The sequence below is a fragment of the Streptomyces boluensis genome (assembly GCF_009908195.1).
GTDB lineage: Bacteria > Actinomycetota > Actinomycetes > Streptomycetales > Streptomycetaceae > Streptomyces > Streptomyces boluensis.
In genome coordinates this window covers 1-23980 of record NZ_JAAAHS010000082.1, presented here as the reverse complement: position 1 = coordinate 23980, position 23980 = coordinate 1, and the positions used below count along the sequence as shown (strand labels likewise).

General features: G+C 68.5%; 21 protein-coding genes. 16 read left to right on the top strand and 5 right to left on the bottom strand.

Translation table 11 applies throughout. The annotated features are described in order from the left end of the window. From GUY60_RS13505 to GUY60_RS13470, 8 genes are all read left to right on the top strand, one after another. A partial coding sequence (locus GUY60_RS13505; protein ID WP_223178688.1) for an ABC transporter substrate-binding protein occupies positions 1–1630 on the top strand: 1630 nt, incomplete at its 5' end. Continuing rightward, entirely contained in the window at positions 1627–2586 is a 960-nt protein-coding gene (locus GUY60_RS13500; RefSeq protein WP_161697335.1) for an ABC transporter permease, read from the top strand. The genes GUY60_RS13505 and GUY60_RS13500, both read left to right, overlap by 4 nt. Next, positions 2583–3437, top strand: coding sequence for an ABC transporter permease (locus tag GUY60_RS13495; protein ID WP_161697334.1), 855 nt, complete (start codon positions 2583–2585; stop codon positions 3435–3437). The genes GUY60_RS13500 and GUY60_RS13495 overlap by 4 nt, the downstream gene beginning before the upstream one ends. Further along, on the top strand, positions 3434–4444 hold the full coding sequence (locus GUY60_RS13490; protein WP_246234914.1) for an ABC transporter ATP-binding protein: 1011 nt from the start codon (positions 3434–3436) through the stop codon (positions 4442–4444). The genes GUY60_RS13495 and GUY60_RS13490 overlap by 4 nt, the downstream gene beginning before the upstream one ends. Further along, positions 4437–5234 (top strand): ABC transporter ATP-binding protein, encoded by a 798-nt coding sequence (locus GUY60_RS13485; protein ID WP_161697332.1) that lies wholly within the window; start codon positions 4437–4439, stop codon positions 5232–5234. The genes GUY60_RS13490 and GUY60_RS13485 overlap by 8 nt, the downstream gene beginning before the upstream one ends. 118 nt (positions 5235–5352) lie before the next feature. Next, positions 5353–6498, top strand: a complete 1146-nt coding sequence (locus GUY60_RS13480) for an agmatine deiminase family protein (protein ID WP_161697330.1) — start codon at positions 5353–5355, stop codon at positions 6496–6498. 245 nt (positions 6499–6743) lie between these two features. Further along, on the top strand, positions 6744–8189 hold the full coding sequence (locus GUY60_RS13475; protein WP_161697328.1) for a purine-cytosine permease family protein: 1446 nt from the start codon (positions 6744–6746) through the stop codon (positions 8187–8189). 47 nt (positions 8190–8236) lie between these two features. After that, positions 8237–9406 (top strand): agmatine deiminase family protein, encoded by a 1170-nt coding sequence (locus GUY60_RS13470; protein WP_161697326.1) that lies wholly within the window; start codon positions 8237–8239, stop codon positions 9404–9406. Between the two features lie 39 nt (positions 9407–9445). Here GUY60_RS13470 and GUY60_RS13465 read toward each other — a convergent pair whose 3' ends face one another. Next, positions 9446–9652 (bottom strand): DUF8686 domain-containing protein, encoded by a 207-nt coding sequence (locus GUY60_RS13465; RefSeq protein WP_512700833.1) that lies wholly within the window; start codon positions 9650–9652, stop codon positions 9446–9448. Between the two features lie 125 nt (positions 9653–9777). Then, entirely contained in the window at positions 9778–10926 is a 1149-nt protein-coding gene (locus tag GUY60_RS13460) for an agmatine deiminase family protein (RefSeq protein WP_161697324.1), read from the bottom strand. A 414-nt stretch (positions 10927–11340) separates the two neighbouring features. Between GUY60_RS13460 and GUY60_RS13455 the strand changes: the two genes are divergently transcribed. The 6 genes from GUY60_RS13455 (at position 11341) to GUY60_RS13430 (ending at position 18676) form a co-directional block, all read left to right on the top strand. After that, on the top strand, positions 11341–12966 hold the full coding sequence (locus GUY60_RS13455) for a serine/threonine-protein kinase (protein WP_161697322.1): 1626 nt from the start codon (positions 11341–11343) through the stop codon (positions 12964–12966). Positions 12967–13901: 935 nt separating this feature from the next. Beyond that, complete coding sequence (locus GUY60_RS13450; protein WP_161697320.1) at positions 13902–15950, top strand: N,N-dimethylformamidase beta subunit family domain-containing protein; 2049 nt, start codon at positions 13902–13904, stop codon at positions 15948–15950. Positions 15951–15989: 39 nt separating this feature from the next. Then, positions 15990–16415, top strand: a complete 426-nt coding sequence (locus GUY60_RS13445) for a hypothetical protein (protein ID WP_161697318.1) — start codon at positions 15990–15992, stop codon at positions 16413–16415. A 97-nt stretch (positions 16416–16512) separates the two neighbouring features. Next, positions 16513–16830, top strand: a complete 318-nt coding sequence (locus tag GUY60_RS13440) for a hypothetical protein (protein WP_161697316.1) — start codon at positions 16513–16515, stop codon at positions 16828–16830. Between the two features lie 64 nt (positions 16831–16894). Continuing rightward, a complete protein-coding gene (locus tag GUY60_RS13435; RefSeq protein ID WP_161697314.1) occupies positions 16895–17755 on the top strand; it encodes a tachylectin-related carbohydrate-binding protein in 861 nt (286 codons plus the stop codon). A gap of 192 nt (positions 17756–17947) precedes the next feature. After that, positions 17948–18676 (top strand): DUF6333 family protein, encoded by a 729-nt coding sequence (locus tag GUY60_RS13430; protein ID WP_161697312.1) that lies wholly within the window; start codon positions 17948–17950, stop codon positions 18674–18676. A 27-nt stretch (positions 18677–18703) separates the two neighbouring features. Here the strand turns inward: GUY60_RS13430 and GUY60_RS13425 are convergent, their stop codons facing one another. From GUY60_RS13425 to GUY60_RS13415, 3 genes are read right to left on the bottom strand one after another with little or no spacing between them, the layout of a single operon-like run. Then, positions 18704–20014, bottom strand: a complete 1311-nt coding sequence (locus GUY60_RS13425; protein WP_161697310.1) for a M20/M25/M40 family metallo-hydrolase — start codon at positions 20012–20014, stop codon at positions 18704–18706. Continuing rightward, the gene (locus GUY60_RS13420) at positions 20011–21378 is read right to left on the bottom strand and encodes a cytosine permease (RefSeq protein ID WP_161697308.1); all 1368 of its coding nucleotides are present in this window, start codon (positions 21376–21378) and stop codon (positions 20011–20013) included. Before GUY60_RS13420 ends, GUY60_RS13425 begins: the two co-directional genes overlap by 4 nt. A gap of 3 nt (positions 21379–21381) precedes the next feature. Beyond that, positions 21382–22335: a DUF1177 domain-containing protein gene (locus GUY60_RS13415; protein ID WP_161697306.1), complete on the bottom strand. Its 954-nt coding sequence runs from the start codon at positions 22333–22335 to the stop codon at positions 21382–21384. A 135-nt stretch (positions 22336–22470) separates the two neighbouring features. Between GUY60_RS13415 and GUY60_RS13410 the strand changes: the two genes are divergently transcribed. Further along, a complete protein-coding gene (locus GUY60_RS13410) occupies positions 22471–23289 on the top strand; it encodes an IclR family transcriptional regulator (protein ID WP_161697304.1) in 819 nt (272 codons plus the stop codon). Positions 23290–23326: 37 nt separating this feature from the next. Then, on the top strand, positions 23327–23980 hold a 654-nt coding region (pepE, locus tag GUY60_RS13405; protein ID WP_161697302.1), incomplete at its 3' end, for a dipeptidase PepE.

The window sequence follows — 23980 nt, the reverse complement described above, 5'->3', positions numbered from 1 at the left end:
CCCCCGCCACCGGCACGGAAGGATCGCCGTCACGACGGCCGTCCTGGCCTCCCTCGCCGCCCTCGCGGCCTGCGCCGGTCCGCCCAAGGACGACAGCACCACCGGCACCAAGGTCAAGCTCTCCGCCTCCACGCCTCCGGCCCGCGGTGAGATCGACTCCTTCACCTGGGCCGTCTACGCCGAACCGCCCACCCTCGACTACACGATGGCGTTCGACTACCCGCAGAACACGATCCTGTCCAATGTGTGCGAGAGCCTGATGCGCTGGACACCAGGGCTCACCACCCAGCCGGGCCTGGCGAAGAAGGCAACGAACCCGGACCCCACCACCTGGGTCTACGACCTGCGTGACGGCGTGCGCTTCCACAACGGCGGGCAGATGACCGCCGACGACGTCGTGTTCAGCCTGGAGAGGCAGCGGGACCCGGACAACGCCGCCGCGTGGGCGCAGGTGTTCCAGAACGTCACCTCTGTGAAGAAGACCGGCGCGCTCCAGGTCACCGTCAAGCTGAAGAAGCCCGACTCCCAGTTCCCGCAGTACATGGCGACGGCTGCGGGCGTGGTCGCGTCGAAGGCCGGCATCAAGGCGGCGGGCAAGGACTACGGGACCAGCGGTGACCTCGCCTGCACCGGGCCGTTCGAACTCGGTACGTGGGACAAGGGCCAGTCCATCGAGCTCGATCGCTTCGACGGCTACTGGGGGAGGAAGGCCAAGTCCAAGAAGGCCGTGTTCCGGGTCCTCACCGACCCGTCGTCCCGCACCAACGCCATGCTCAGCGGGGAGGCCGACGGCGGCTACCTGATCCCCACCGAGAGCTACGGCCGCCTGCGCAAGAGCGGTGTGGGCACCCTGTACTTCGGCGAGGGCCTGACCACGGTCAACGTCAACGTCACCAACATGAAGGGCCCGCTCGGCGACGTCCGCGTACGCCGAGCGCTGTCCCTGGCCCTGGACCGCTCCGGGTTCGTCAAGGCCGGACTCGGCGGTGCGGGTACCGCCACCAACTCCCTTACCCCACACGCCGCTTGGGCCGGAGCCTCGCAGCAGACCCGGAAGGCCGCCTTCGACGCGCTGCCGCCAGCCAAGCGGGACATCGACAAGGCCACGGAGCTGGTCAAGGAGGCCGGCGCCACCGGCAAGACCCTGACCGTCGCCACCAGTTCCATCGGCCAGGACGTCTCCCTTCTCGCCACCGCGGTCCAGGCGGCCGGCACCCGGATCGGCCTGGACATCCGCCTCAGGACCATTGCCCCGAACGCCTTCACCGCGCTGTTCACCGACCCCGAGGCACGCGAGGGCATCGACCTGTTCCCGTACACCTCGTACCAGAACATCACCGACCCGCTCGACCTGCTTGCGAACTTCAAGACCGGCGCCTACCTGAACTTCGCGGGCTACAGCGACAAGGGCTACGACCGCCTCGTCGACCGGGCCAAGGCCGTCTACGAGCCGGACAAGCGGACGCGGATCGAGGCCAAGCTGCAGAAGCACGTGGGCGAGCAGGTGCTGTGGATCCCCGTCGCGGAGTGGCCCACCGCGGTCTTCCTCAACAAGAGGATCACCGGAGCCCCCACGACCATCTCGTACATGTACTACCCGTGGGCCGCCGATGTGGGGGCCGCGAAGTGAGCTTCCTGAGATTCGCCGCACGCCGGGTGGCGGAGATGGCCGCCACCCTGCTCGCCGCGTCGTTCGTGGTGTTCGGCGCCATGTACCTGGCGCCGGGCAGCCCGGCCGGCTTCCTGCTCTCGGGACGTTCGGCCTCGCCGGAGGCCGTCGCCGCGATCAAAGCCCAGTACCACCTGGACGATCCCTTCTTCGTCCGCTACCTCAGCTGGCTCGGCGACGTGGTCCAGGGAGACTTCGGGCGGTCCATCACCTACCGCACCGACGTGTCACGGCTTCTGGCCGACCGCCTGCCCATCACCTTGCTGCTGGTCGCGATGGCTCTGGTCGTGGTCGCCGTGATCGGGCTGCTCCTCGGATGCATCGGTGCCGTACGAGGCGGTGCCACCGATTCCACCATCCTGGTCGGCACCACGTTCGCCGTCGGCACCCCTTCCTTCGTCGCGGCCGTGCTCCTCCAGGGCCTGTTCGCCGTCAAACTGGGCTGGTTCCCCAGCAGCGGAGCCGGCGACGGATTCGGCGACATGCTCTGGCACCTGACCCTCCCCGCGCTCGCCCTCGCGCTCTATCTGATCGGCCTGCTCGCCCGGGTCACCCGCTCGGCCATGCTCGAAGCCCTCGACAGCGAGCACGTCACCGTCGCCCGCAGCCGCGGCGTACCCGAACGCCAGGTCGTCTACCGCCACGTGCTCCGCAACTCCCTGGGCACGATCCTGACCACCGGGGGCCTGATCATCTCCACGCTCCTGGTCTGCACGATCCTCGTGGAAACGGCCTTCAGCATCGGCGGCATCGGCCAGCTCCTCGAACTGGCCACCACCACCAAGGACTTCCCGACCGTCCAGGCCATCTCCCTGATCATCGTCGCCCTCTTCATGACCGTGAACCTGATCGTCGACCTGCTGCTGCCCCTGGTCGACCCGCGGATCACCCTCGGATCGAGGAGTACCTCCGTATGACCGCCGTCCTGACCCGCCGGCCCGGCCTCTCCAAGATCCGCACCGCCCGGTCCCCGCTGTTTCTGGTCTGCTTCGGCTTCGTCGCGCTTGTCACCGCCGCGGCGCTCCTCGCGACGTGGGTGGTGCCTTACGACCCGAACACGGTCGACCTCGGCAACGCGCTGGCCGGTCCAACTCCAGAGCACCTGCTCGGTGTTGACGCCGCCGGGCGCGACACCCTCTCCCGACTGCTCCTCGGCGCCCGCACCTCGCTCCTTGGACCCCTCGGGGTCGTGGTCTTCTCCACGCTCGCCGGCGTCGCGGTCGGCATGACCGCGGCCTGGCGGGGCGGCTGGCTCGACTCCGTCCTGTCGCGCAGCACCGAACTCGTCTTCGCGTTCCCCGGCATGCTCCTCGCGATCCTGATCATCTCGATCCACGGCGAAGGCCTGCTCGCCCCCGTCATCGCACTCTCCATCGCCTACCTGCCCTACGTCAGCAGGCTCACCCGCTCCCTCGTCCTGGCCGAACGCGAACGCCCCTACGTCAGCGCCTACCAGGTCCAGGGCCATTCGGCGCTCCAGATCTGCCTGCGCCACATCCTGCCCAACATCGCCCCCGTCGTCCTCGCCCAGTCCACCATCAACTTCGGCTACGCACTCATGGACCTCGCCAGCCTGTCCTTCCTCGGACTCGGGGTCCCCGCCCTGACCCCCGACTGGGGCCGCATGGTCTTCGACGGACAGACGGCCATCCAGCACGGCTACCCGCTGTCGGCGATCCTGCCGTGCGTCCTCATCGTGCTGACGGTCGTCGCCTTCAACGTGGTCGGAGAGCGCTGGGCCGACCGCGTCGCCAGGAGAGACCGATGAACCCGCCGATGAACGCGCCGATGAACCCTGTGCCCACACTCGACATCCAAGGGCTGCACATCACGCTGCCCGGTACGGCCCGTCCCGTCCTCGACGGCGTCGACCTCCACGTCGCCGCAGGCGAGACCGTCGCCCTCGTCGGCGAGTCCGGCTCCGGGAAGACCCTCACCTCGCGCAGTGCCCTGAACCTGCTGCCGCCCGGCGCTGTGGTCGACGGCGCCGTCCGCGTGAGCGGCCAGGACGTGCTCACCATGAACGCCGACCAGTTGCGCGCCGTGCGCACCAGCACGGTGGCCATGATCTTCCAGGACCCGCGCGCCGCCCTCAACCCACTGCGCCGCATCGGCGACTTCCTCACCGAGAGCGTGACCCTGACCAGGAGCATGGGCCAGGCGGACGCCACCGCCAGGGCCACCGAACTCCTCCAGGCCGTCGGCCTGGACGACTCCGCCCTGCACAAGTACCCCGGTCAGGTCTCCGGCGGCATGCTGCAGCGCGTCATGATCGCGGCCGCGCTGATGGGGGACCCCGTACTGCTCCTCGCCGACGAACCGACCACCGCGCTCGACGTCACCACCCAGGCCGAGGTCATCGCCCTCCTGGCCGAACTCCGCGAACGCTTCGGCACCGGCCTGCTGTTCGTCACCCACGACCTCGACCTCGCCGCCGCCATCAGCGACCGCGTCTACGTCATGTACGCCGGTCGGATCGTGGAGAGCGGACCCGCGGAAGTCCTCTTCGCGCAGCCCCGGCACCCCTACACCTCGGCGCTGCTCGCCTCCACTCCCCGCCTTGACGCCCCACAGGGGAGGCTTGCCGCCATCGACGGCCAACCGCCCGATCTGCGGCAGGAGTTGCACGGCTGCCCGTTCGCCGCCCGCTGCCCCCTGGCCACGGAGATCTGCGACCAGCAGATTCCCGAGGCGCTGCCCGCACCTGGGCTGCCGCACCACCAGGCCGCCTGCCATCACACCGACCGTCTCGAAGGGAGCCCTGTCGATGCCTGAGAACGCACTGGAGGCCGTCGGCCTGCACCGCACCTTCGGAAGCGTCCGCGCCGTCGACGACGTGTCCTTCACCCTTCCCGAGGGCGGATCCCTGGGCATCGTCGGTGAATCCGGGTCCGGCAAGACCACCGCCGCCCGCATCGTCGTCGGTCTGGAACGGGCCGACGCCGGCGAAGTCCGCGTACGAGGCCAGGTCCGCAGCGCCCGAAGCCGCGGCCGGGCCCAGCGCCTCGCGCGGGCCCGCGAGGTCCAGATGGTCTTCCAGGACCCGTACCTCTCCCTCGATCCCCGAACCAGTGTCGAAGCGGTCCTGCGCGAAACCCTGCGCCTGCACTTCCCCGGCACGGACCACGACCAGCGCGTTCGCGAGCTCCTCGACCAAGTCGGCCTGGGCACCCGCGCCGCCGAAGCACGGCCACGACAGCTCTCCGGCGGACAGCGCCAGCGCGTCGCCATAGCCCGTGCCCTCGCCGTGGAACCGGCCGTCCTCGTCCTGGACGAGGCGGTCGCCGCGCTCGATGTCTCCGTACAGGCGCAGATCCTCAATCTGCTCGCCGACATCCGTGAGCAGACCTCGATCGGCTACCTCTTCATCACCCACGACCTCGGCGTGGTCCGCTGCGTCACCGACGACGTCATCGTCATGCGCAAGGGCCGCATCGTCGAGGCGGGCCCCACGGCCGAGGTGCTCGCCGCACCTCAACACCCCTATACGCGGCTCCTGTTGGAGTCCGTGCCCCGCCCCGGCTGGGACCCCGAGGCGATCGCCGCCGCCCGCCGGGCGCTCTGACGGCCCGGGGCGGACCCAGGCGCCCGAGTGCGTGGGTGCACCCACGCGCCTGCGAACAGGGTGCGCATCGCTTGCCAACCACCGTACGGCTAGAGCCAGTTGACACCGGAGGTCAACCATGAACGATCCCACCGCAGGCCGCCACGCACGCCGGGGCCTGAACCGCCGAGCATTCCTCGCAGCGGCCGGACTGACCGCCGCCGGCGCCGCCATCGCGACGACCGCCCAGGGTTGGGCCGGGGCCAAAAAGGCCGCCGGCACCTTCAGGGTCCCGGTCGAGGACGTCCGCCACACCCGTACGTGGATGGCCTGGCCGGACCGCACCGCGATCTGGGGTGGCGACCTGAGCGGCGTCCAGGCCAACATCGCCCTGATCGCCCGTACGATCGCGAAGTACGAGCCGGTCATCATGTGCGCCAACTCCGACAGCGCCGACAAGGCCCGCTCGATGTGCGGCTCCACGGTCACCGTCATCGACTCCATCCCCGTCGACGACTGCTGGATGCGCGACACGGGGCCCGTCTTCCGCACCGACGGGGCCGGCGGCCTGGACACCGTGGGCCTCAGCTTCAACGGCTGGGGCGACAAGCAGGCCCACGCCAAGGACGCTCTCGTGGCCGAGCGGATCGCCTCCTACGTCGAAGTGCCGTTCACCCGGGCCGACTTCGTGGGTGAGGGCGGCGCCATCGAACAGGACGGCGCCGGCACCCTGATGGCCACCCGCAGCAGCCTGGTGAACAAGAACCGCAATCCTGGGATGTCGGAGAGCCAACTGGAGACGGCGATGTGCGACGCGTACGGCGCCTCCAAGGTCATCTGGTTCGACGGCGTCTACGGCCAGGACATCACCGACGACCACGTCGACGCCACGTCCCGCTTTCTCGCCCCCGGCAAGGCGCTCGTCCAGATGCCCCTCGCGTCGGACAACGACGCGTACGCGAAGGACGCGCGCCGGCAGCACCAGATCCTGTCCGCGTCCACGACGGGAACGGGTAGCGCGATGACGGTGGAGAAGCTCCAGGGCGCCGACTACACCAAGATCCGCTCCACCAACAAGGGCTTCCTCGCCGCGTACGCCAACTACTACGTCTGCAACGGCGCCGTCATCTCCGCCCACTTCGGCGACAAGGCGGCGGACGAGGCAGCGAAGGCGACGCTGGCCCGCCTCTACCCGGACCGTGTCATCGAGCAACTCGACATCGACAGCCTCGGCACCGGAGGCGGCGGCATCCACTGCGTCACCCAGCAGCAGCCCGTCGCCTGACAGCGGCACCCGCCCTCAGCCAGCGGGCTGAGGGCGGGTGCCCTGGGAACGTGCGATTCCGTGGTCATGGCGGTCGCCGGTCGCGGGCCGGCGTGCACAGGAGCCAACTGGGGTTTCCGTCAACCCTGGACGTTCCTGGAATTCACTGAAATTTAAGTCAATCTCTAAGGTGAGCGCACCTGATCGGTGTTGAAGGGTCGGGGCGCTGCACGGATTGCTGGACGCACCCATGAACAGGAGCCGATATGGGGCCAGTTGCCTCGGATGATCCCGCACCGCTTGCGGGCATCGAACAGCACTCGATCGACTGGGTGCCCCTCTCTGAACGGCACGGCAAACCGTCGAACGTCGGAGCTATCTGGTTCGTCGGCAGTCTCAATCTCACCGGCCTGGCGACCGGCGTCGTGACGCTGTCCATGGGCGCCTCGCTCGTCTGGACGGTGATCGCCACGGTCCTCGGCTCGCTGTTCGGTACATTCTTCATGGCGTTCCACTCGGCCCAGGGCCCTCAGCTGGGCCTGCCCCAACTGGTGCAGTCACGACCGCAGTTCGGGTACCTCGGTGCCGCGGTCACCGTGTGGGTGTTCGCCCTGGTCAACTACGTGGGCTTCAACACCTCCGACGCCCTGCTCTCCGGCCAGGCCATGAACCTGCTCACCGGGATGCCGAATTGGCTCGGCTATCTGCTGGCCGCCGCAGTGGCGACGGTGATCGCCCTGTTCGGGTACGACTGGATCCACCGGCTGAACAGGTGGCTCACCTGGCCCTTCGTCGTGATCACGGCAGTCATCACCGTGGCCGCCCTGTTCGGCGGCGGGCTACCGGATGGTGTCTGGGATGCCGGCCCGCTCGACCTCGCCCCGTTCATGCTCGTATTCGTCTTCGTTGCCGGCTTCCAGCTGGGCTGGGCGCCGTACGTCTCGGACTATTCGCGCTACCTCAGGCCGGATGTCCCCGTGCGCAGCACGTTCTGGTGGACCTATCTGCCGAGCGCCATCTCGGGGATCTGGGTGTTCGTCCTCGGTGCCGTGGTCTCGGCCGGCGCCCCCGAGGGCACCGATCCGGTGACCGCCCTGAAGCTGTCGGCCGACCGGTTGTTCAGCGGATTCGGCACGATCGCGGTCGTCGTCCTGCTGGTCGGGCTGCTCTCCATCATGGCGATCAACCAGTACGGCGGCAGCCTCACCATGATCTCGATCGTGGACTCGTTCCGGCCGGTCAAGCCGACGCGGACCATCAGGGTCGTGACGATCGGGATCATGCTGGTGACGGTCGGAACGGTCTCGACCGCTGTCGGCATCGACCAGTTCAACTGGTTCTTCGCCAACGTGGTGGTGGTGCTGACGTACCTGTTCATCCCGTGGACGGCCATCAACCTGGTCGACTTCTTCTTCGTGCGGCGCGGCCAGTACGTCGTCAAGGAGATCTTCAACCAGCACGGTATTTACGGCCGTTGGGGTTGGCGCGGCAACCTCGCCTATGCGATCGGTCTGGCCTGCATGGCTCCGTTCATGGTCGTCACCGGCCTCTTCGTCGGGCCTGTCGCGGATTCGCTCGGCGGCGTCGACTGCTCCATCTTCGTCGGCCTGCCGGTTGCGGGCGGCCTCTACTGGATCTTCGCCCGAAGTCTCGATCTGGCCACCGAGCGCCGGATGGTCCGGGAGGAGGGGCTGCTGGCACCACTCCACTGAGCGACCCGCGCCTGCACGTACAGAACCTTCCTGAGAAGGAGCACCACGTGAAGACAGAGCACGAGGACGTCACACCGGGCATCAGCCGCCGAACTCTCCTGACCCGCGCCGGAGTTGCCGCGGCCGCGCTGGCGGCGGGGCCGGTACTCGGCGGCACCCAGCCGGCCCACGCCGCGTCCTGGCGGGTGCCAGGGGAAGAGGCGTCGCACAAGCGGACCTGGATGGCCTGGCCGTCCAGCTCCACGATCTGGGGCAGTCTGCTGCCCGCCATCCAGGCCGACATCGCCAAGCTCGCAAAGGAAGTCGCGAAATACGAGCCGGTCGTCATGTGCGCGGACGGTTCGACGGCGGCTTCGCAGGCCACAAACGCGTGCGGGTCCACCGTCACGGTGATCGGCTCCGTACCTGTCTCGGACTGCTGGATGCGGGACACCGGCCCGCTGTTCCGCGTCGACGGGGCAGGCGGCCTGGACGCCTTCGGCCTGAACTTCAACGCCTGGGGTGAGAACGCCACCAGTTTCTACGGCATCCCCGCCTCCGCCTACGACAAGGACCGCGCGGTCGCGCAGAACCTCGCCGCCTATGCGGGAGTCCCTTTCGCGCAGGCGGCTGTGGTCGGCGAAGGCGGCGGCATCGAGTACGACGGCGACGGCACGCTGATGGCGACCGAGAGCTGCTGGGTGAACGGCAATCGCAATCCCGGCAAGTCGCGAAGCCAGATCGAGGCGGAGCTGCTGTCCCGGTTCGGCGCCTCGAAAATGATCTGGCTTCCCGGCGTCACCGGGTATGACGTCACCGACGGCCACATCGACGGCACCGCCCGCTACATCGGACCTGGCGTCGTGATGGTGCAACTGGCCGGCGCCGTGCGCCCGGATGTCTGGACCCGCAATGCCCAGGCCATCCACGACGTACTGGTGAACTCGACGGATGCCAGGGGGCGCCGACTTGAGGTCCTCACCATCGAAGGCCCCGACACGCTGCCCCGGATACCGGCGGGCCGGCAGAAGGACTTCCTCAGCTCCTACATGAACTGGACGGTGACCAACCAAGCAGTGATCACCACCCAGTTCGGCGACACCGCCAAGGACGCGGCAGCGAAGACGGCGATCGCGGCCGCCTACGGGCGCACCGTCGTCCAGCTCAACCTCGACAACCTCTACGGCAACGGCGGCGGTGGCGCGCACTGCGTCACGATGCAGGAACCCAACCGCTGAACCACCGGCCCGGGTCTCGCTGTCGAGACCCGGGCCGCCTCAGATCCGATGTGGCGATTCCCGCGCCGGCTCCGACGGGTGGGACGTGGCCATCCAGCCGAGAGCGGGCCAGGTCAGGCCCTTGCGACGGCTGACGAGGAACCAGGCGCCGATGAGTACGGCGATGGCGAGCGCCCACATGGCGGCCATCATCAACACGGCGAAGATGAGCACGCTGGTGGAGCGGGCGAGGCCGACGTCGAACACCGCGGCGCCTTCCGTCTCGTACGCGTCGACCGTGGCCGCGAACAGCGCGTCGTTGTCAATCCGGCGCGGGACGGGGGGAGTTGCCGCATCGTGACCACAGCCGTTCCATTGCCTGGTCCGACGGCTCAGTCGACCGGCTTGCCGGGCTGGTCGTGCGTGGAGCAGTGGATGCCGCCGCCACCGGAGGCGATGGTGTCGATCGGGATCTGCACGATGTCACGCTTGGGGAAGTGCTCCTGGAGGATGCTCCGGGCGCGCTTGTCGGCCTTCCGGTCGCCGAACTTGGGGATGAACACGGAGTCGTTGGCGACGTAGAAGTTGGCGTACGTCGATACAAAGTCGTCGCCCTCGCCGGTGATCTCGTACAGGTCGGGCTGCGGCAGGTCGATGACCTCGAAGGGGCGGCCCTTGGCGTCTGTCGCCTCGCTGAGCACGGCCTTGGCCTGGTCGGCCGCGCGAGACCAGGAGTCGGCGGGCGTGTCGGGGTGTGCCCGGTCCAGGAGCACTACACCGGGCGCGGTGAACCGTACGAGGCTGTCCACGTGCGCGTCGGTGATGTCCTGGCCGCGCACGCCCTTCAGCCAGATCACCTTCTTGATCCCCAGGGTCTGCTTGATCTCGGCCTCGATCTGCTCCCGGCTCTTTCCGCGGTTGCGGTTGTCGTTGACGATCGAGCTCTCGGTGATGAGGAGGGTGCCCTCGCCGTCGGTCTCGAAGGAGCCGCCCTCGGCGACCAACGGCGCCTTCCTGCGCGGGATGTCGTACTCGGACAGGAGGGTCTGGCCCACCCGGCCGTCGTTGGTGTGGGTCTGCTTGTTGCCCCAGCCGTTGAAGTTGAAGTCGACGCCGATGACCTTGCCGTCCTGCTCCACGAACACCGGCACGGTGTCGCGGGCCCACAGGTCGTCGACGGCCAGCGGGATGACCTCGACGTCGCGCCCGCACGCCTTCTGGGCGGCCTTCTGCTGGTCGGGCCTCGACATCATCACGACGTACTCGTACTCCGCGATCGCGCGGGCGATGCCGGCGATGTCCTCGCGCACGTAGGGGAGGTCCTCCTCCCACACCGACTCCAGGGCGGGCCACGACATGAAGGTGCGCGCGTGGCTCTCCCACTCGGCGCCCATGCGCAGCCCCTTGGCCGCCGTGCCCTCGTCACCGGCGGCGCTCATCAGATCGTCGCCGGGGCCGCAGGCCGAGGCGCCGAGGACGACGGCGCCGATCCCGCCGAGTGTGCGCAGGGCTGAGCGGCGGGAAGGGAGGAATGGGGACACGGTGAGCTCCGATCATCGTGGTGGGGTCAACGTATTCGTCCGAATGGCGGGACGCCCGACGAGCGCGGCGCGGGAGTGACGAGCCACGGGGGCCGAGCGCGACGGGCGTGCTGCGGACGGAACCGGTCGCTGCCTCGACTCTTGCACAAACTGAAAATTCAGTCAAAGAGTGGTCCGCCCGCCCAAGGTGTGCTGCTCGATGGCGGTGGCCGTGCGCATGGGATCGCGGGAGACGTAGGCGCTCGCGCCCCAGTGTCGGGGCTGGCTGCCGTCTCGCGTGGGCCCTATGTTGACTGAAACTTCAGTTAGCGACACGATCTCCACCGGGCGTCCCGCGGCCGCCGCGCCACCGTGTGCTGGTGCGGCAACCGGCCTGTCCCGCGCCTTTACCCCTCTCGCCGAAAGAGGCACCGCATGTCCCATCAGCCTCCCGGGGTGCAGCCCGCCCACACCCCGCTGTCGGCCGACGATCCCCACGAGATCGGCGGCTACCGCCTGCATGCCCGGCTCGGGGCCGGCGGGATGGGGGTCGTGTACCTGGCCCATACGCCGGGCGGGCGGCCCATCGCCCTGAAGGCGGTGCGGGACGAGTACGCCGCCGATCCGGAGTTCCGTCGACGCTTCGCCGACGAAGTGGCCAGCGCCCAGAGCATCCACGGCCTGTTCACCGCTCAGGTGGTGGACTCGGGCGTGGACGCCCCCACGCCGTGGCTGGCCACCGCCTACGTCCCGGGCCCCTCCCTGCAGCAGGTCGTCGAGCGCCACGGCCCGCTGCCCGAGCGCACTGTGCTGCTGCTCGTGGCAGGCATCGCCGAAGCGCTGCAGGCCATCCACTGGGCGGGGGTCGTACACCGAGACCTGAAGCCGGCGAACGTGCTCATCGCCGAGGACGGCCCCCGCGTCATCGACTTCGGCATCGCCCGCGCGGCCGACGCCACCGGCCTGACCGGCACCGGGCTGCGGATCGGCACCGCCGCCTACATGGCGCCCGAGCAGGCGATGGGCCTGACGGTGACCCCGGCGACCGATGTCTTCGCTCTCGGGGCGCTCGCCTCGTACGTGGCCGGGGGAGTGCTGCCCTTCGGGGGCGGGCCCGAGTCCGCCACGCTGTACCGGGTGGTCCACGAGGAGCCGGACCTTTCCATGGTTCCCGCGGACCTGTACGACCTTCTGGGGCGCTGCCTGGCCAAGCACCCAGGGGACCGGCCCGCCCCGGGCGAGCTGATCGACGCCGTGCGCGCCCATCCCGCCGTGGGGGCACACCTGGAATTCACTGACGGCTGGCTCCCCCGTGGCGTCGTCCGCGAGATCGCGGCCCATGGCGAGCCGCTGGGCCGCGGCAGCTACGGGACGGGGCAGCACCTCGGACCTGCACAGTTCCACGCCCAGCCCACACGCGCCGCCGTCCCGGCGACCCCCACCGCCGTCGCCCGACCGTCGTCCGACAGCGGTGACCGGACGGTTCCCGCCCCGCGCCGCGCGCGCCAAGGCCGGCGGCGACGGTTCGTGGTGGTGCTGACGGCCATGGTCCTCCTGGCCCTCGGGGGCACGGCGTACTACGTCCTGGAGCACCGCAAGGGCACCGAACGCGACGCCGCCGGTGGGTCCCGCACGCCCTCGCCCCGTCCGTCCACCCCTTCCCCTTCGTCGTCCCCGTCCGAGCCCGGGTATGTGCCGGACTACTCGGACGCCGAACTCACCGCCCCTGACCCCGACTACGAGTTCGATCTGATGGCCGGGAAGGTCGTCCCGGCCGAGACGGCCGACTGGTATCTGGAGGTGGCCGACGGCGAGTTCGTCCTTCCCGATGACAGCGATGCCTTCGTCGCCGCCGGGTACGTGCTGAGCCCCGCCGACTGCGTACGCGGCATCGAGACGGAGCCGGTGACCGAGCTTCCGTACGACGAGCTGGCCGACGAACGTCCCTTCTGCGTCCGGAGCCCGGACGGCAAGAGCGTCGTCATCGTGCGGCTGATCGAGGCCGTACCGGGCGAAGGGCCCGTCACTGTCGTCATCAGCCGCCACCATGAAGGCGGCTGACGCAGGGGCGAACGGCCGGACCGTCACTCGCCCCGGCTGCCCGCCGCCCGAGATCACCGGGCGGGAAACGGCAGCCTCGCCGTCGTCGGATACGTCGCCACATCGGTGCGGATCGTCAACTGCCCTGCTGCGGTACGGGACTTGCAGGCCCGCTCGCACCTACCCCGATTTCGGCGTAGGTGCGAGCGCTTCCCTATCGGATGGTGGCGTCGAATTTCACCACGTCCGCCCACTCGCCTGCAGAGGTATCGCGTACCTGTCGCTATTGGGTGTTTCCGTGGAACGGGCAGGCAAAGGCAGCTCGATTTCGAGGTGTCTGCTAATTCGGGCGAGGGTCGGTGGTGGATGCAGTCGCTGTGCGACCAGGCAACTCGTGCGTGGGAATGCCTGCCGGTTTTACTGTCTCCCGATCTCGACGCGTGAGGTTTGAATAGGCGGACTTTGGTTCCCATCCGGTGGTGGCAGCGAATTGCGTGGTCGACCTTGGAGGGAATTAGGATTCCTTTGGTCGGCAGGGCGAAAATGGCGCTGCATTGAATTCCGAGGAGCTGTCCGTGTGCCGGGCGGTCGGTGGCGGGGAGTGGTCGGTCTCCCGGTGCCCGGCTCGTGATCGTCGGGCTTGCGGTCGCGGCCGTCGGCCTGACACTGCTGCTCGCTCTCTTGAGCTACTCGGCGGCCTGAGTCGAACAGTCGAGCGTCGTTCTCGCGTCCTCTGTCGTGACGCGTCGCTGAACCGGACCGCCGCCGACCCGCTCGCCGCGGACAAGGACGTCAGGCCGCCGCCCAAGAAACGGAATCCGTCGTGACTTGATACGCCCGGTGGTGTCATCCGAGCAGCCTGTGGCCCCACCAGATCGTGTCGATTCTTGCGCCCGGACAAGCGACCCACAATTATCCCTGCCCACGACGGCTTATCCGGAAGGGCACCGAAAAATATGGCCTACGACTCTGCGCAGCGCTTCTTGAACCTGGTGCCCGGCGGCAACGGAATTATTTACGGGATTCAGGCCGACGGTAATCTCTATTGGTATCGACATGTCAACTGGAGTAGCGGCACCCCGGCGTCGTGGGCGAACTCGGGGGCCGGTCGGCTGATCGGCACCAGTTGGCACAAATTCCGCATCGTACTGGCCGCTGCGGACGGACAGATCTTCGCCTTCCTGCCCAACGGTGACCTTCTCTGGTACCGGTACATCCTCTCCAACATCAGTACCGGTGCTGGTTCTTGGCACTCGGCCAGCGGTACCAGGATCGGCACCCAGTGGAACTTTCCCCGGGTGATCGGCGGATGGAACAACGTCCTCTACGCCGAGGACGCCAACGGAGACCTGCGCTGGTACAAGTACACCGGCGTCAACGGATCCTTCGGCTGGGCCGCGAACTCCGGTTCCAAGATCGGTTCACAATGGCAGACCTACACCCAACTGTTCGCCGACCCGAACGGTGTGATTTTCGGAACTGAGCACGGCAGTGCGCTCAGTTGGTTCCGCTATCTCGGGTCCGGGGGATTCAGCTGGGCGAACGGCGGCAAGCCCATCGACACCACCATTCTGGGGCCGTTCGAGAGAGGGCTTTTCTCCAATGGTTCCGGAACCGTGTACAAGATCCAGACGAGCACCACCAACCCGCCGGGCCCCGACAACAAACTGCAGTGGTACCGCCTGCTCAACTCGCAGACAGTGGACACCAGCGGCGTGCAGTGGGCGGCAGGCTCCGGCACGGTGATCGGCTCGGGCTTCTCCCGTGAGGAATGCGCGGCGCTGCAGGGATATCCGACGTCCCTCTCGGCTCCGCAGAGTTCGACTCTCGGCATTCATGTCTCGACGACGTTCCCTTCGTACACGTCGTCCACCGTTCGCCTCGCTCCCACGACGGGCGCCCCCGTCGTCGTCACGCCGCCCACCACTCGGACCGGTAGCTTCAAGCCGCTGCAGAGCGGATACCACGCCGCGGGATGCGGGTGGTCCCAGTCCTTCTCCATCTCCGTGGGTACGGGGACGAGCTGGCCTTCGGGTGTCTACGTCTCGCGGCTGAAATCGCCCCAGGGCAAAGAACACAACGTGATGTTCGTCGTGCGGCCCTCAACACCCCAGCAAGAAGTCGCCGTTCTCGTACCCACCAACACGTACAACGCCTACAACTTCTGGGGCGGGCACAACCAGTACACGTCCGGCCAGGCCGGTGCGCAGCGGACCGTCACCATGCAGCGCCCCAATATGGGAACTTCATGGGACAACGTCTATGCGAGCCCGCCCGGCATCATCGATCACCTTCTCTACAGCGACCTTCAACTGCTTCAGTGGATGGGTTCGAAGGGCATCGCGTACGACTGCTACGCCGACACCGATCTGCATTCGACGGGCGCGACCTGGCTGCGGACGCCGGCGCAGGGCGGGAATTGCAAGGCGCTGGTGCTGACCTCGCATCCCGAGTATTTCTCGCAGACCGCGCGTGACAACCTCGTGAACTTCCAGAACAACGGCGGGCGCGTCATCTACATGGGCGGCAACGGCATCTACGAACGGGTGCAGTACAGCGGGGACGGCCGGGCGGTCATCTTCCGGCGTGCGAACGGCTCCCGTGATGTCTTCGCGGATTCCGGACAGTCCGAAGCACAGATCCTGGGCGTGGCTCACTTCCAGCCCACGTACATGACCTTCTCTCCCTACGAGGTGCGCGACACCGCGAACAATCCCTTTATGGCGGGTACCGGACTGAGTGTGGGAGACACTTTCGGCAGTGTCTCCTCCAACGTCGCCGCCAGCGGTTGGGAGGTCGACCGCAGACCTGGCGCCCTTCCCGGTTCCGTACTCGTCGCGGAAGGCCTCAACGAGACCGGCGGCGCTGAAATGCTCTACGTGCCGGCCGCCGGCAACAAGGGCTGGGTGTTCTCGGTGAGTTCCCTGACCTTCACCGGCAGCGTGCCGATCGACACCGCGATCCAGCAGATCCTGACGAACGTTTTCACGGAAGCGGTGGCTTAGTTTCTCCTGCTCCGACCGTACCGACAGGGAGAAGAGGATATGAAGGAGATCTCACGGCGCAGCGTCTTCGTCGGCGCAGCGGCGTCGACCATCGCGCTCGGGGTTTCGGCCTCGGCGGCCGACGCGGCGCCCGCGCGCGAGGAACCACCGCTCAGCAGTGAATGCAAAACCCTGGGCAGCACTCAAATCTGCGTCACTGCGCGAGAGGTCCAGGACGTGACTGGCCTCCAGTACATCATCACCAACAACGGCTCCCAGGCCATGACTTACAAGGTCTGGTACGTGGATGTGAGCGGGGGGCCCGAGTCCGGCAAGGTCACGAGGACGGTGGAGGCGGGAGAGGTCTACGTCGGGTATTTCTACGGCGCCATCCAGCACTACTTCACGGTGCACATGTGCGATGAGACAGAGACCGAATGCGTCGTCATCGGGCCCCTCATCGGCGAACTTCCTATCGAGTGGTAGCAACACCCGAAATCTGTCCTCCTATCGTCCTCGTCGACAGAAATGGACGGTCATGAGAAAAGTCCCAGCGTTCGTAGGCGCCCTTCTCGGAATCGCCTTGTCCGCCTCGCCAGCGCATGCCGGCCAGACGCTCTGCCACCAGGACGGGGTGGTCAAGTTGTGCGCCAGCGCCCAGGAAGTCATGGACGTCACGGCCATCAGATACGACGTGACCCAGCTGGACGGCCCGGGAAGCTACGACATCCACTACGTGGACCTGACCAGCGGCTTCACGTCGACCCCGCAGCCCGTCAGCCAGCTGAAGTTCATGGAGACCAAGGGCGGATACGTCTACGGCTCCATCCAGCACTGCTTCCGAGTGATCCTCACGAGTCCGGCCGGCACCGAACTCGAAGTACAGCCCGTCTGTCCCTGACGGAACCGCGATCCAAGACCATCGTGGAGAACCCATGCCTCAAAGCGACCGAACACGACGACGCATGTCCCGTTCCGCGTGGAGTGTGCTCGCGGCCCTCCTGATCCCGCTCATCGCCCCGAGCACGCCCGCCCACGCGGACACCATCTGCACGGCACCCTCGGTGAGCAACTACCACGTGGACGATGGCGGTCAGCTGCGGCGCTGGACGTACAGCGCCCCGCTGACCGGCGACGCCACGTGGCAGCAGTCGAGCATCGACTCGTCGTGGAACGCCACGAAGACCATCTCCGGCGGCGACGGAGTCATCTTCACCATCAGCCCGTCCGGCGCGCTGCGTTGGTACAAGGACAACAACTACAACGGTGTGGGCGGGGCCAGTTGGCACGTCAACAGCGGGGCGACCATCGGCACCGGGTGGTCGGACTTCACCACCGTCGTCGGCGGCGGCGACGGCGTGATCTACGCGGTGGGCGCGGACGGAAAGCTGTACTGGTACCGGTACTTGGGAACGGCCGGCGAGATCAGCTGGGCCAACGGTGGTGCCAGCCGCCTGCTCGGCACCGGTTGGGGCGGCTTCCCGCGTATCGCGGCCAGCGGGAACGGCGTTCTGTACGCCGTGAACGCGACCGGGCAACTGCGCTGGTACCGCCACCTGAACCCGAGCGGAGGCACTGCCACTTGGGCCAACGGCGGGGTGGGGATCACCATCGGCACCGGGTGGGGCGGATCCACCCACCTCGTGTCGTTCGGCGCCGGCGTCCTGCTGAGCCGCACCAGCACGGGCACGGTCGCCTGGTACCGCCATCTCGATCCGCTCACGGGAACCAACGTCTGGGCCAACAGTGGCGTGGGTCTGCCCCAGGGCACAGGCTGGAACGGCAATGATTTCGTGGCCGACGTGACCGGCTGCAGAGCCACCTGAACAGGTAAGTCTCCCCCTCCGGTCCAGACGGCGCCGGGGCCCAGGTCGACGAGTCGGCCGCACTGGGTCCCGGCGCCGTCGTGTGTGGGCGCGGCGGCCAGGTGCCGGTGTGCTTCTGCTCGTCAACTCCCCTTATTTCACTGGGAGTCGGCGTGTTCTCATGTGTCGTCAGTCGGCCGCTAGGGTGGCGTCATGACCGACACCGACCACTGGACCTCCGCGCCGGATCGGATCGCACAAGGCTCTCTGGGCCTGTGTCATCTGAGCGTGTTCCAGGCGCCGTTCAACATCGACGCCCGTGACCTGCCGCCCCAGGACACCGAGCGGGCGCGTGCGTTTGTCGAGTCGTTCGCGAGCGTTGAAGAGGTGCTGGAGGAGCTCGGTCCGCGCTCGGTGCAGACCGCGTTGTCCTCGTCGGTCCGGTCCGATCTGGACATCGTGCACGCCACCGCGTGGGGCGGCATGCTGGCGATCGCTGATCCCGCGTTCGCCGACGACGGCACCGGCATGCCGCTGCTGTCGTCGGCCGAGCGGTTGCGGGAGCGGTTTCCCGACGCACGGATCGTGGGCCGGGTCACCTGTTACGGCGCCGATCACGGTGGCGCCGAGCACACCGAAGACGTGGTGTGGCTGCCGGACGGCGCGATGTTCCACGCCTGCGGACGGCCCGGCGAGGAACCGTTCGCTGTGACCGGCGACCCGCACGCGGTCGTCGCCTCCCTGAACCTGCCTGGCTGGGCCCTGCACAACGCCGACATCGACCTGCGCGCGAAGCCGAACGAGATCGAGTGGTTCCGCGTGGCCGGACTCGCCCTTGGCCGCTCGGACCCGTGGGGGTGGGAGGAGTTGCGGGCGACCGCGTTCCGCGTCCGGCACAGCGCGTCGGCGGTGCGGTCCATGGAGGACCTGTACTTCAGCTGAACGTGCGGTACGCCGACGGGCGCCCGCTCAGCAGCCCTGCCAGAGCCGGGTCATCACCCGTACCCCGAACCGCAGGCCCTCCAGCGGGACGCGTTCGTCGACGCCGTGGAAGAGGCGGCCGTAGTCCAGGTCGGCCGGGAGCTTCAGGCCCTTGAAGCCGAAGCAGCGGATGCCGAGCCTGTTGAACGCCTTGGCATCGGTGCCGCCCGGATTGCAGTACGGGACGGGGTGGCCGTCCGGGTCCTCGGCGCGCACCGCGTCGCACATGGCGTCGACGAGCGGGCCGTCGAACGTCGTCTCCATCGCGATGTCGTGGTTGACCCACTCGCGGGAGACGGAGGGGAGCAGCAACGCGTCGATGGTGTCGAGGAGTTGCTGTTCGTGGCCGGGGAGGAAGCGGGCGTCCACGCGGGCCGTCGCCTTCCCGGGGATCACGTTGGTCTGGTAACCGGCCGTGAACATGGTGGGGTTCGCGGAGTTGCGGAGCACCACCTGCATGAAGTCCGCGACATGGCCGAGCTTCGCCAGCTCGGCGTCCAGGTCCTCCGCCTCGAAGTCGAGCTCCACGCCCGTGAGGTCGGCGGCCTCCTGGAGCAGCGCTCGTACCGGCTCGATCAGGCGGACGGGGAACGTGTGGCGGCCGATGCGGGTCAGGGACTCGGCGAGGTCCGTCACCGCGTTCTCGTCGTTGGGCGAGGAGCCGTGGCCCGCGCGCCCGTTCGCCGTCAGCTCCATCCACGCCATGCCGCGCTGCGCGTTCTCGATCGGGTAGAGGCGCCGGGTGTCGTCGAGGGCGTACGAGAATCCGCCGCCCTCGCCGATCGCCTCGGTGACGCCATCGAACAGGTCGGGGCGGTGCTCGACCAGCCAGTGCGCGCCGAACTTGCCGCCCGCCTCCTCGTCCGCGAGGAACGCGAGCACCAGGTCGCGGGACGGCTTCGTACCCGCACGCGCGAAGTGGCGGGCGGTGGCCAGCATCACCGCCACCGTGTCCTTCATGTCGATGGCGCCGCGGCCCCACAGATAGCCGTCGCGGATCTCGCCGGAGAACGGCGGGACCTGCCACTCGGCGGCGTCGGCCGGGACGACGTCCAGGTGACCGTGGACCAGGAGGGCGCCGCGTGTGCGGTCGGCGCCCTCGATGCGGGCGATGACGCTGGCCCGGCCCGGTGCGCTCTCAAGCAGTTCGGAGGCGATGCCGACCTCGGCCAGGCGGTCCACGACCCAGTCGGCGCAGGCCCGCTCGTCGCTCGTCGGGTTAGACGTGTCGAAGCGGATCAACTCGGCGCAGAGTTCGACGACTTCACGCTGGGCGTCTTCCGTGGCCAGGGTGGTCATGCCGCTCCTACGGGGGTGCGCTCGGGGGCGGAGGGGCGGACAGCCTCGGCCTCGTCGTCGGTCAGGGTCGTGGTGCCGTACGTCCTGATCCAGCCGAGCAGTCCGAGCACGCTGTAGAGGATGAACGCGGTGGCCAGGGAGTTCAGGGCCGGGATGCCGCCGTTGTAGAACTTGCCGACACAGAAGGCCGCGGCCCAGATGACGAGGGACAGGGGGACCCAGGTGGGGGAGGTGGCCGGGAGGGTGCCCGCCTCACGGGTCTCGTCGAGCGGCTTGCGCATCTTGCGGACCACCCAGTACTCGGCGACGACGATGCCGCCGATGGGCGGGATGGCCACGCCCAGGACCGACAGGAACTCGGTGAAGTGGGTCATGATGCCGACCGCCGAGAGGGCCGTGCCGGCGACGCCGAGGGCGATGGTGACGGCACCGCGGTGCAGGCGCTTCTTGAAGACGACCTGGAAGAAATTGACGACGCCGAGCGAGGAGCCGTACAGGTTCCAGTCGTTGATCTTCGCAGTCGACATCAGGACGACGAGGACACCGAAGACACCGGACGTGGAGAGCACGATCTGCGAGACCTCGTTGCTCTTGACCATGTGGCCGAGGAGCACGCCGGTCAGGCCCACGATGTACTCGGAGAGGATCATCGAGGACGCCGTCTGCAGGAAGACGTGGCTGCCCTTCTTGTTGTAGCGGGTCATCTCCGGGGCGACGATCGCGCCGGTCATGTAGCCGCCCGCGATGGCGGTCGCGGCGACGGCCAGCGGAATGGTCTCGCCCGGCGGCGGGGAGCTGATCAGGTCACCGATGGAGTGCTCGCTGAGCGCGTCGATGACGGACCAGGCGACCATCGCGAAGAACAGCGGGGTGACGATCTTGGCGAAGATCGCCATGTAGCGGAAGCCGAAGATGACCAGGACCGTGATGGCCAGGCCCGCGACGACGCACCACAGCCACGACGGGCCGCCGATCAGCGACGAGACGCTGTTGCCGAAGATCGTGTTCTGTACGCCGAACCAGCCGACCAGGCTGACGGCGATGATGAAGCTGACGAGCGCCGAGCCGTTGCGCCCGAAGCCGACCCAGCGGGTAAGCAGCGGCGTCGCGAGGCCTTCCCGCATACCGGCCATGCCGATGAGGAAGATGACGACTTCGAGGATGACCGCGCCGAGCGTGAAGGCGAGGAAGGCGTCGCCGAAGGTCATGCCGACGCCGATGGTGGCGCCGAGCGTGAACTGCGAGATGGAGCCGGACTGGGCGAGCCACTGGAGCAGCATCGTCCAGAAGCCGAGCCGCTTGTCCCGCGGGACTCTGGACAGCGCGTAGTCGTCACTGCCCACGTTCTTCTTCGTGGTGGCCATGTGTCACGACTCCGAGGGTGCGTTGCCGAGGGTCTGCAGGTGGGTGAGCGAGCCGTACCGGCTCACGAGGGCGGCGAACTCCTCGGCGTCGTGGAAGTCGATGCGCCCGCCGCCGAAGGCCTTCGCGGTCTCGACAGCGAACCGGGCCGCGGCCGCGATGTCGGTCTCGTGGCTGGCGCCGGTCTGGCAGCCGGGGACCGCGGCGGCCGAGGTGACCGCGAGGCCGACGACCGGGGCGGCGGTCGCTGTGGCCGGCTGCAGGATCGAATTGATGTGATGTGCCCCGTTACCGTACGGCGTGATGTCCTGTGTGGTCACGGGATAAGTGACCAACGGCTCACCGGTGACGACGGCGAGCAGCTCGCCCAGCTGCTCGCTCACCCGCAACACCCACCCCTCCTTGACGGTGGGGGAGAGGGCGAGGCCCTTGTGGTTGATGATGCGGTTGCCCTTGGTGGTGTCGATGGAGAGCACGGCCTCCATGTCGGCGGTCAGCTCGTGCCGGTTCATCGTCGCGATGTCGACCGGCGAGTCCATGAACGGCACCGGGTCGTGCGGCGCGGTCGGCGCGTCCGGGCAGATGTGCGTGGCGATCACCACGTCCCCGTCGAGCACGTCGCCGCGGCGGCGCATGTCGAGGAGCTTGGCGGCGGCTGCCAGCGCGGCGGCGGCGCCGTCCGCGTCGGAGACGAGCCCCGTCATCTCGGGCCGGGCGCCGACCCCGCCGAGGCGGCCGACGACACCGAGCGTGCGGGCGTCGCCGCCGCGGCTGCGGCCCTTGGCGCCGGGGACGCGGACGAGCACGAAGTCGGTGGACCCGCGCTCGCCGTCGACGGTGGTGACCTCGGCGCCGGAGCCCTCGGGGCCCGCGACCGAGTCGAGATAGGCGACGGCGCGCTTGCCGTCGGCCTCGGGGTCGTCGAGTAGATCGACGACATCCAGGACGTACTTCAACATGCGGGGCCTTCTCCCTACCGAACTGCGCTGGACGGGGCTGGACAGCGCTGGTGCTGACAGCAGATTCGGGATCGGATAGCGTTGTCGGCAACTGTTTCCCGTTATTTGCAAGTCAGGTCTGGATGGTGAGATGGCGTGCCGGAGATCCCGCTCGACCGGAAGACCCCGGCCGGCGCTCTGCAGACCGTCGACCGTGCCCTGCTCGTGCTGCTCGCCTTCGAGCGGACGCGCCCCGACTGGGGCGTGACGGAGGTCGCCGCCGAGTTCGGCTGGGACACCTCGGTCGCGCAGCGGCTGCTCTCGACGCTGGCCGGGCGCGGCTTCCTGGTCTCGGACCCGGTGACACGGCGCTACCGGATCGGCCCGGCGGTGCTGCGGCTCGGGCGGCTGTGGGAGCGCTCGGGATCCCTGGAGCTGCTCGCCGGGCCCGTCCTCGACGAGCTGCGGGCGGCGACCGGTGACACGGTTCTGTTCTGTCTGCCCGACAGCTTCCACATGCGCTGCGTCGCGGCGGTCGAGGGAGAGTCGGGGCCGCTGCGCTACTACCCGCTGGTCGGCGAGCTGTACCCGGCGCACGCGGGCGCCACCAGCAAGTCGTACTACGCGTTCCTGCCCGACGAGCAGCGCCACCGCCTCTTCCGGGGCCGCCCCATGGCCCGCTTCACGGAGCGCACGGTGACCGAACCGGACGAGCTGGAACGGGAGTTCCTCGCCATCCGGGCACAGGGGTACGCGTGGACGGTCGGTGAGTACGACGCCGGGATCGGCACGGTCGCCGTCCCCGTCTTCCTCGGCCGCGAGCCGTACGGGAGCCTCAGCCTCGGCGCCGCCAAGGAGCGCTTCCCGGATGGTCCGGAGAGCAGGATCGAGGCGCTGCGCAAGGCGGCCCGCCTCCTGGAGCAGCGCCTGACGCAGCCGCCGCAGCGCACGCGCCGCGCCCGCACGGCCAACTGACTTGTGCATAACCCTTGTTGATAGGAGCGACCCCGTCGTGAATCTGCTGCTGCTCTCCAACTCCACCCAGTACGGCAGGGGTTACCTGGAGCACGCCCTGGGCACCGTCACCGGCTTCCTGCCCGCGCAGGCCCGCCTCGCGTTCGTGCCGTACGCGCTCGCCGACCACGACGCGTACACGGCGAGGGTGCGTGGCGCGCTCGAAGGGGCCGGGATCGCGGTCCACGGCGTCCACGAGGGTGGCGACCCGCTTGCCCAACTCGCGGCGGCGGACGCGGTGTTCATCGGCGGCGGCAACTCGTTCCGGTTGCTGAGCGCGCTGTACCGGACCGGGCTGCGGGACGCGGTGCGGGAGGCGGTACGCGCGGGCCTGCCGTACATGGGCGCCAGCGCGGGCACCAACATGGCCGCGCCCACCCTCCGTACGACCAACGACATGCCGATCGTGCAGCCGCCGTCCTTCGAGACGCTCGGCCTGGTCCCGTTCCAGATCAACCCGCACTACCTCGACCCGGACCCGTCCTCCACGCACAAGGGCGAGACCCGCGAGGAGCGCCTCACCGAGTTCCTTGAGGAGAACGACGTGCCGGTGCTCGGCCTGCGCGAGGGCTCGTGGCTGCGGGTGGCGGGGGAGCGGGCCTCGGTGGAGGGCGGGCGCCCGGCGGGGCTGTGCCGCCGCGGGGCCGCGCCG

Bases quoted from the DNA above. Each gene is read 5' to 3' on its own strand.
- GUY60_RS13495 (WP_161697334.1), top strand. From the start codon at position 2,583: ATGACCGCCGTCCTGACCCGCCGGCCCGGCCTCTCCAAGATCCGCACC.
- GUY60_RS13490 (WP_246234914.1), top strand. From the start codon at position 3,434: ATGAACCCGCCGATGAACGCGCCGATGAACCCTGTGCCCACACTCGAC.
- GUY60_RS13485 (WP_161697332.1), top strand. From the start codon at position 4,437: ATGCCTGAGAACGCACTGGAGGCCGTCGGCCTGCACCGCACCTTCGGA.
- GUY60_RS13480 (WP_161697330.1), top strand. From the start codon at position 5,353: ATGAACGATCCCACCGCAGGCCGCCACGCACGCCGGGGCCTGAACCGC.
- GUY60_RS13475 (WP_161697328.1), top strand. From the start codon at position 6,744: ATGGGGCCAGTTGCCTCGGATGATCCCGCACCGCTTGCGGGCATCGAA.
- GUY60_RS13455 (WP_161697322.1), top strand. From the start codon at position 11,341: ATGTCCCATCAGCCTCCCGGGGTGCAGCCCGCCCACACCCCGCTGTCG.
- GUY60_RS13450 (WP_161697320.1), top strand. From the start codon at position 13,902: ATGGCCTACGACTCTGCGCAGCGCTTCTTGAACCTGGTGCCCGGCGGC.
- GUY60_RS13445 (WP_161697318.1), top strand. From the start codon at position 15,990: ATGAAGGAGATCTCACGGCGCAGCGTCTTCGTCGGCGCAGCGGCGTCG.
- GUY60_RS13435 (WP_161697314.1), top strand. From the start codon at position 16,895: ATGTCCCGTTCCGCGTGGAGTGTGCTCGCGGCCCTCCTGATCCCGCTC.
- GUY60_RS13430 (WP_161697312.1), top strand. From the start codon at position 17,948: ATGACCGACACCGACCACTGGACCTCCGCGCCGGATCGGATCGCACAA.
- GUY60_RS13425 (WP_161697310.1), bottom strand. From the start codon at position 20,014: ATGACCACCCTGGCCACGGAAGACGCCCAGCGTGAAGTCGTCGAACTC.
- GUY60_RS13420 (WP_161697308.1), bottom strand. From the start codon at position 21,378: ATGGCCACCACGAAGAAGAACGTGGGCAGTGACGACTACGCGCTGTCC.
- GUY60_RS13415 (WP_161697306.1), bottom strand. From the start codon at position 22,335: ATGTTGAAGTACGTCCTGGATGTCGTCGATCTACTCGACGACCCCGAG.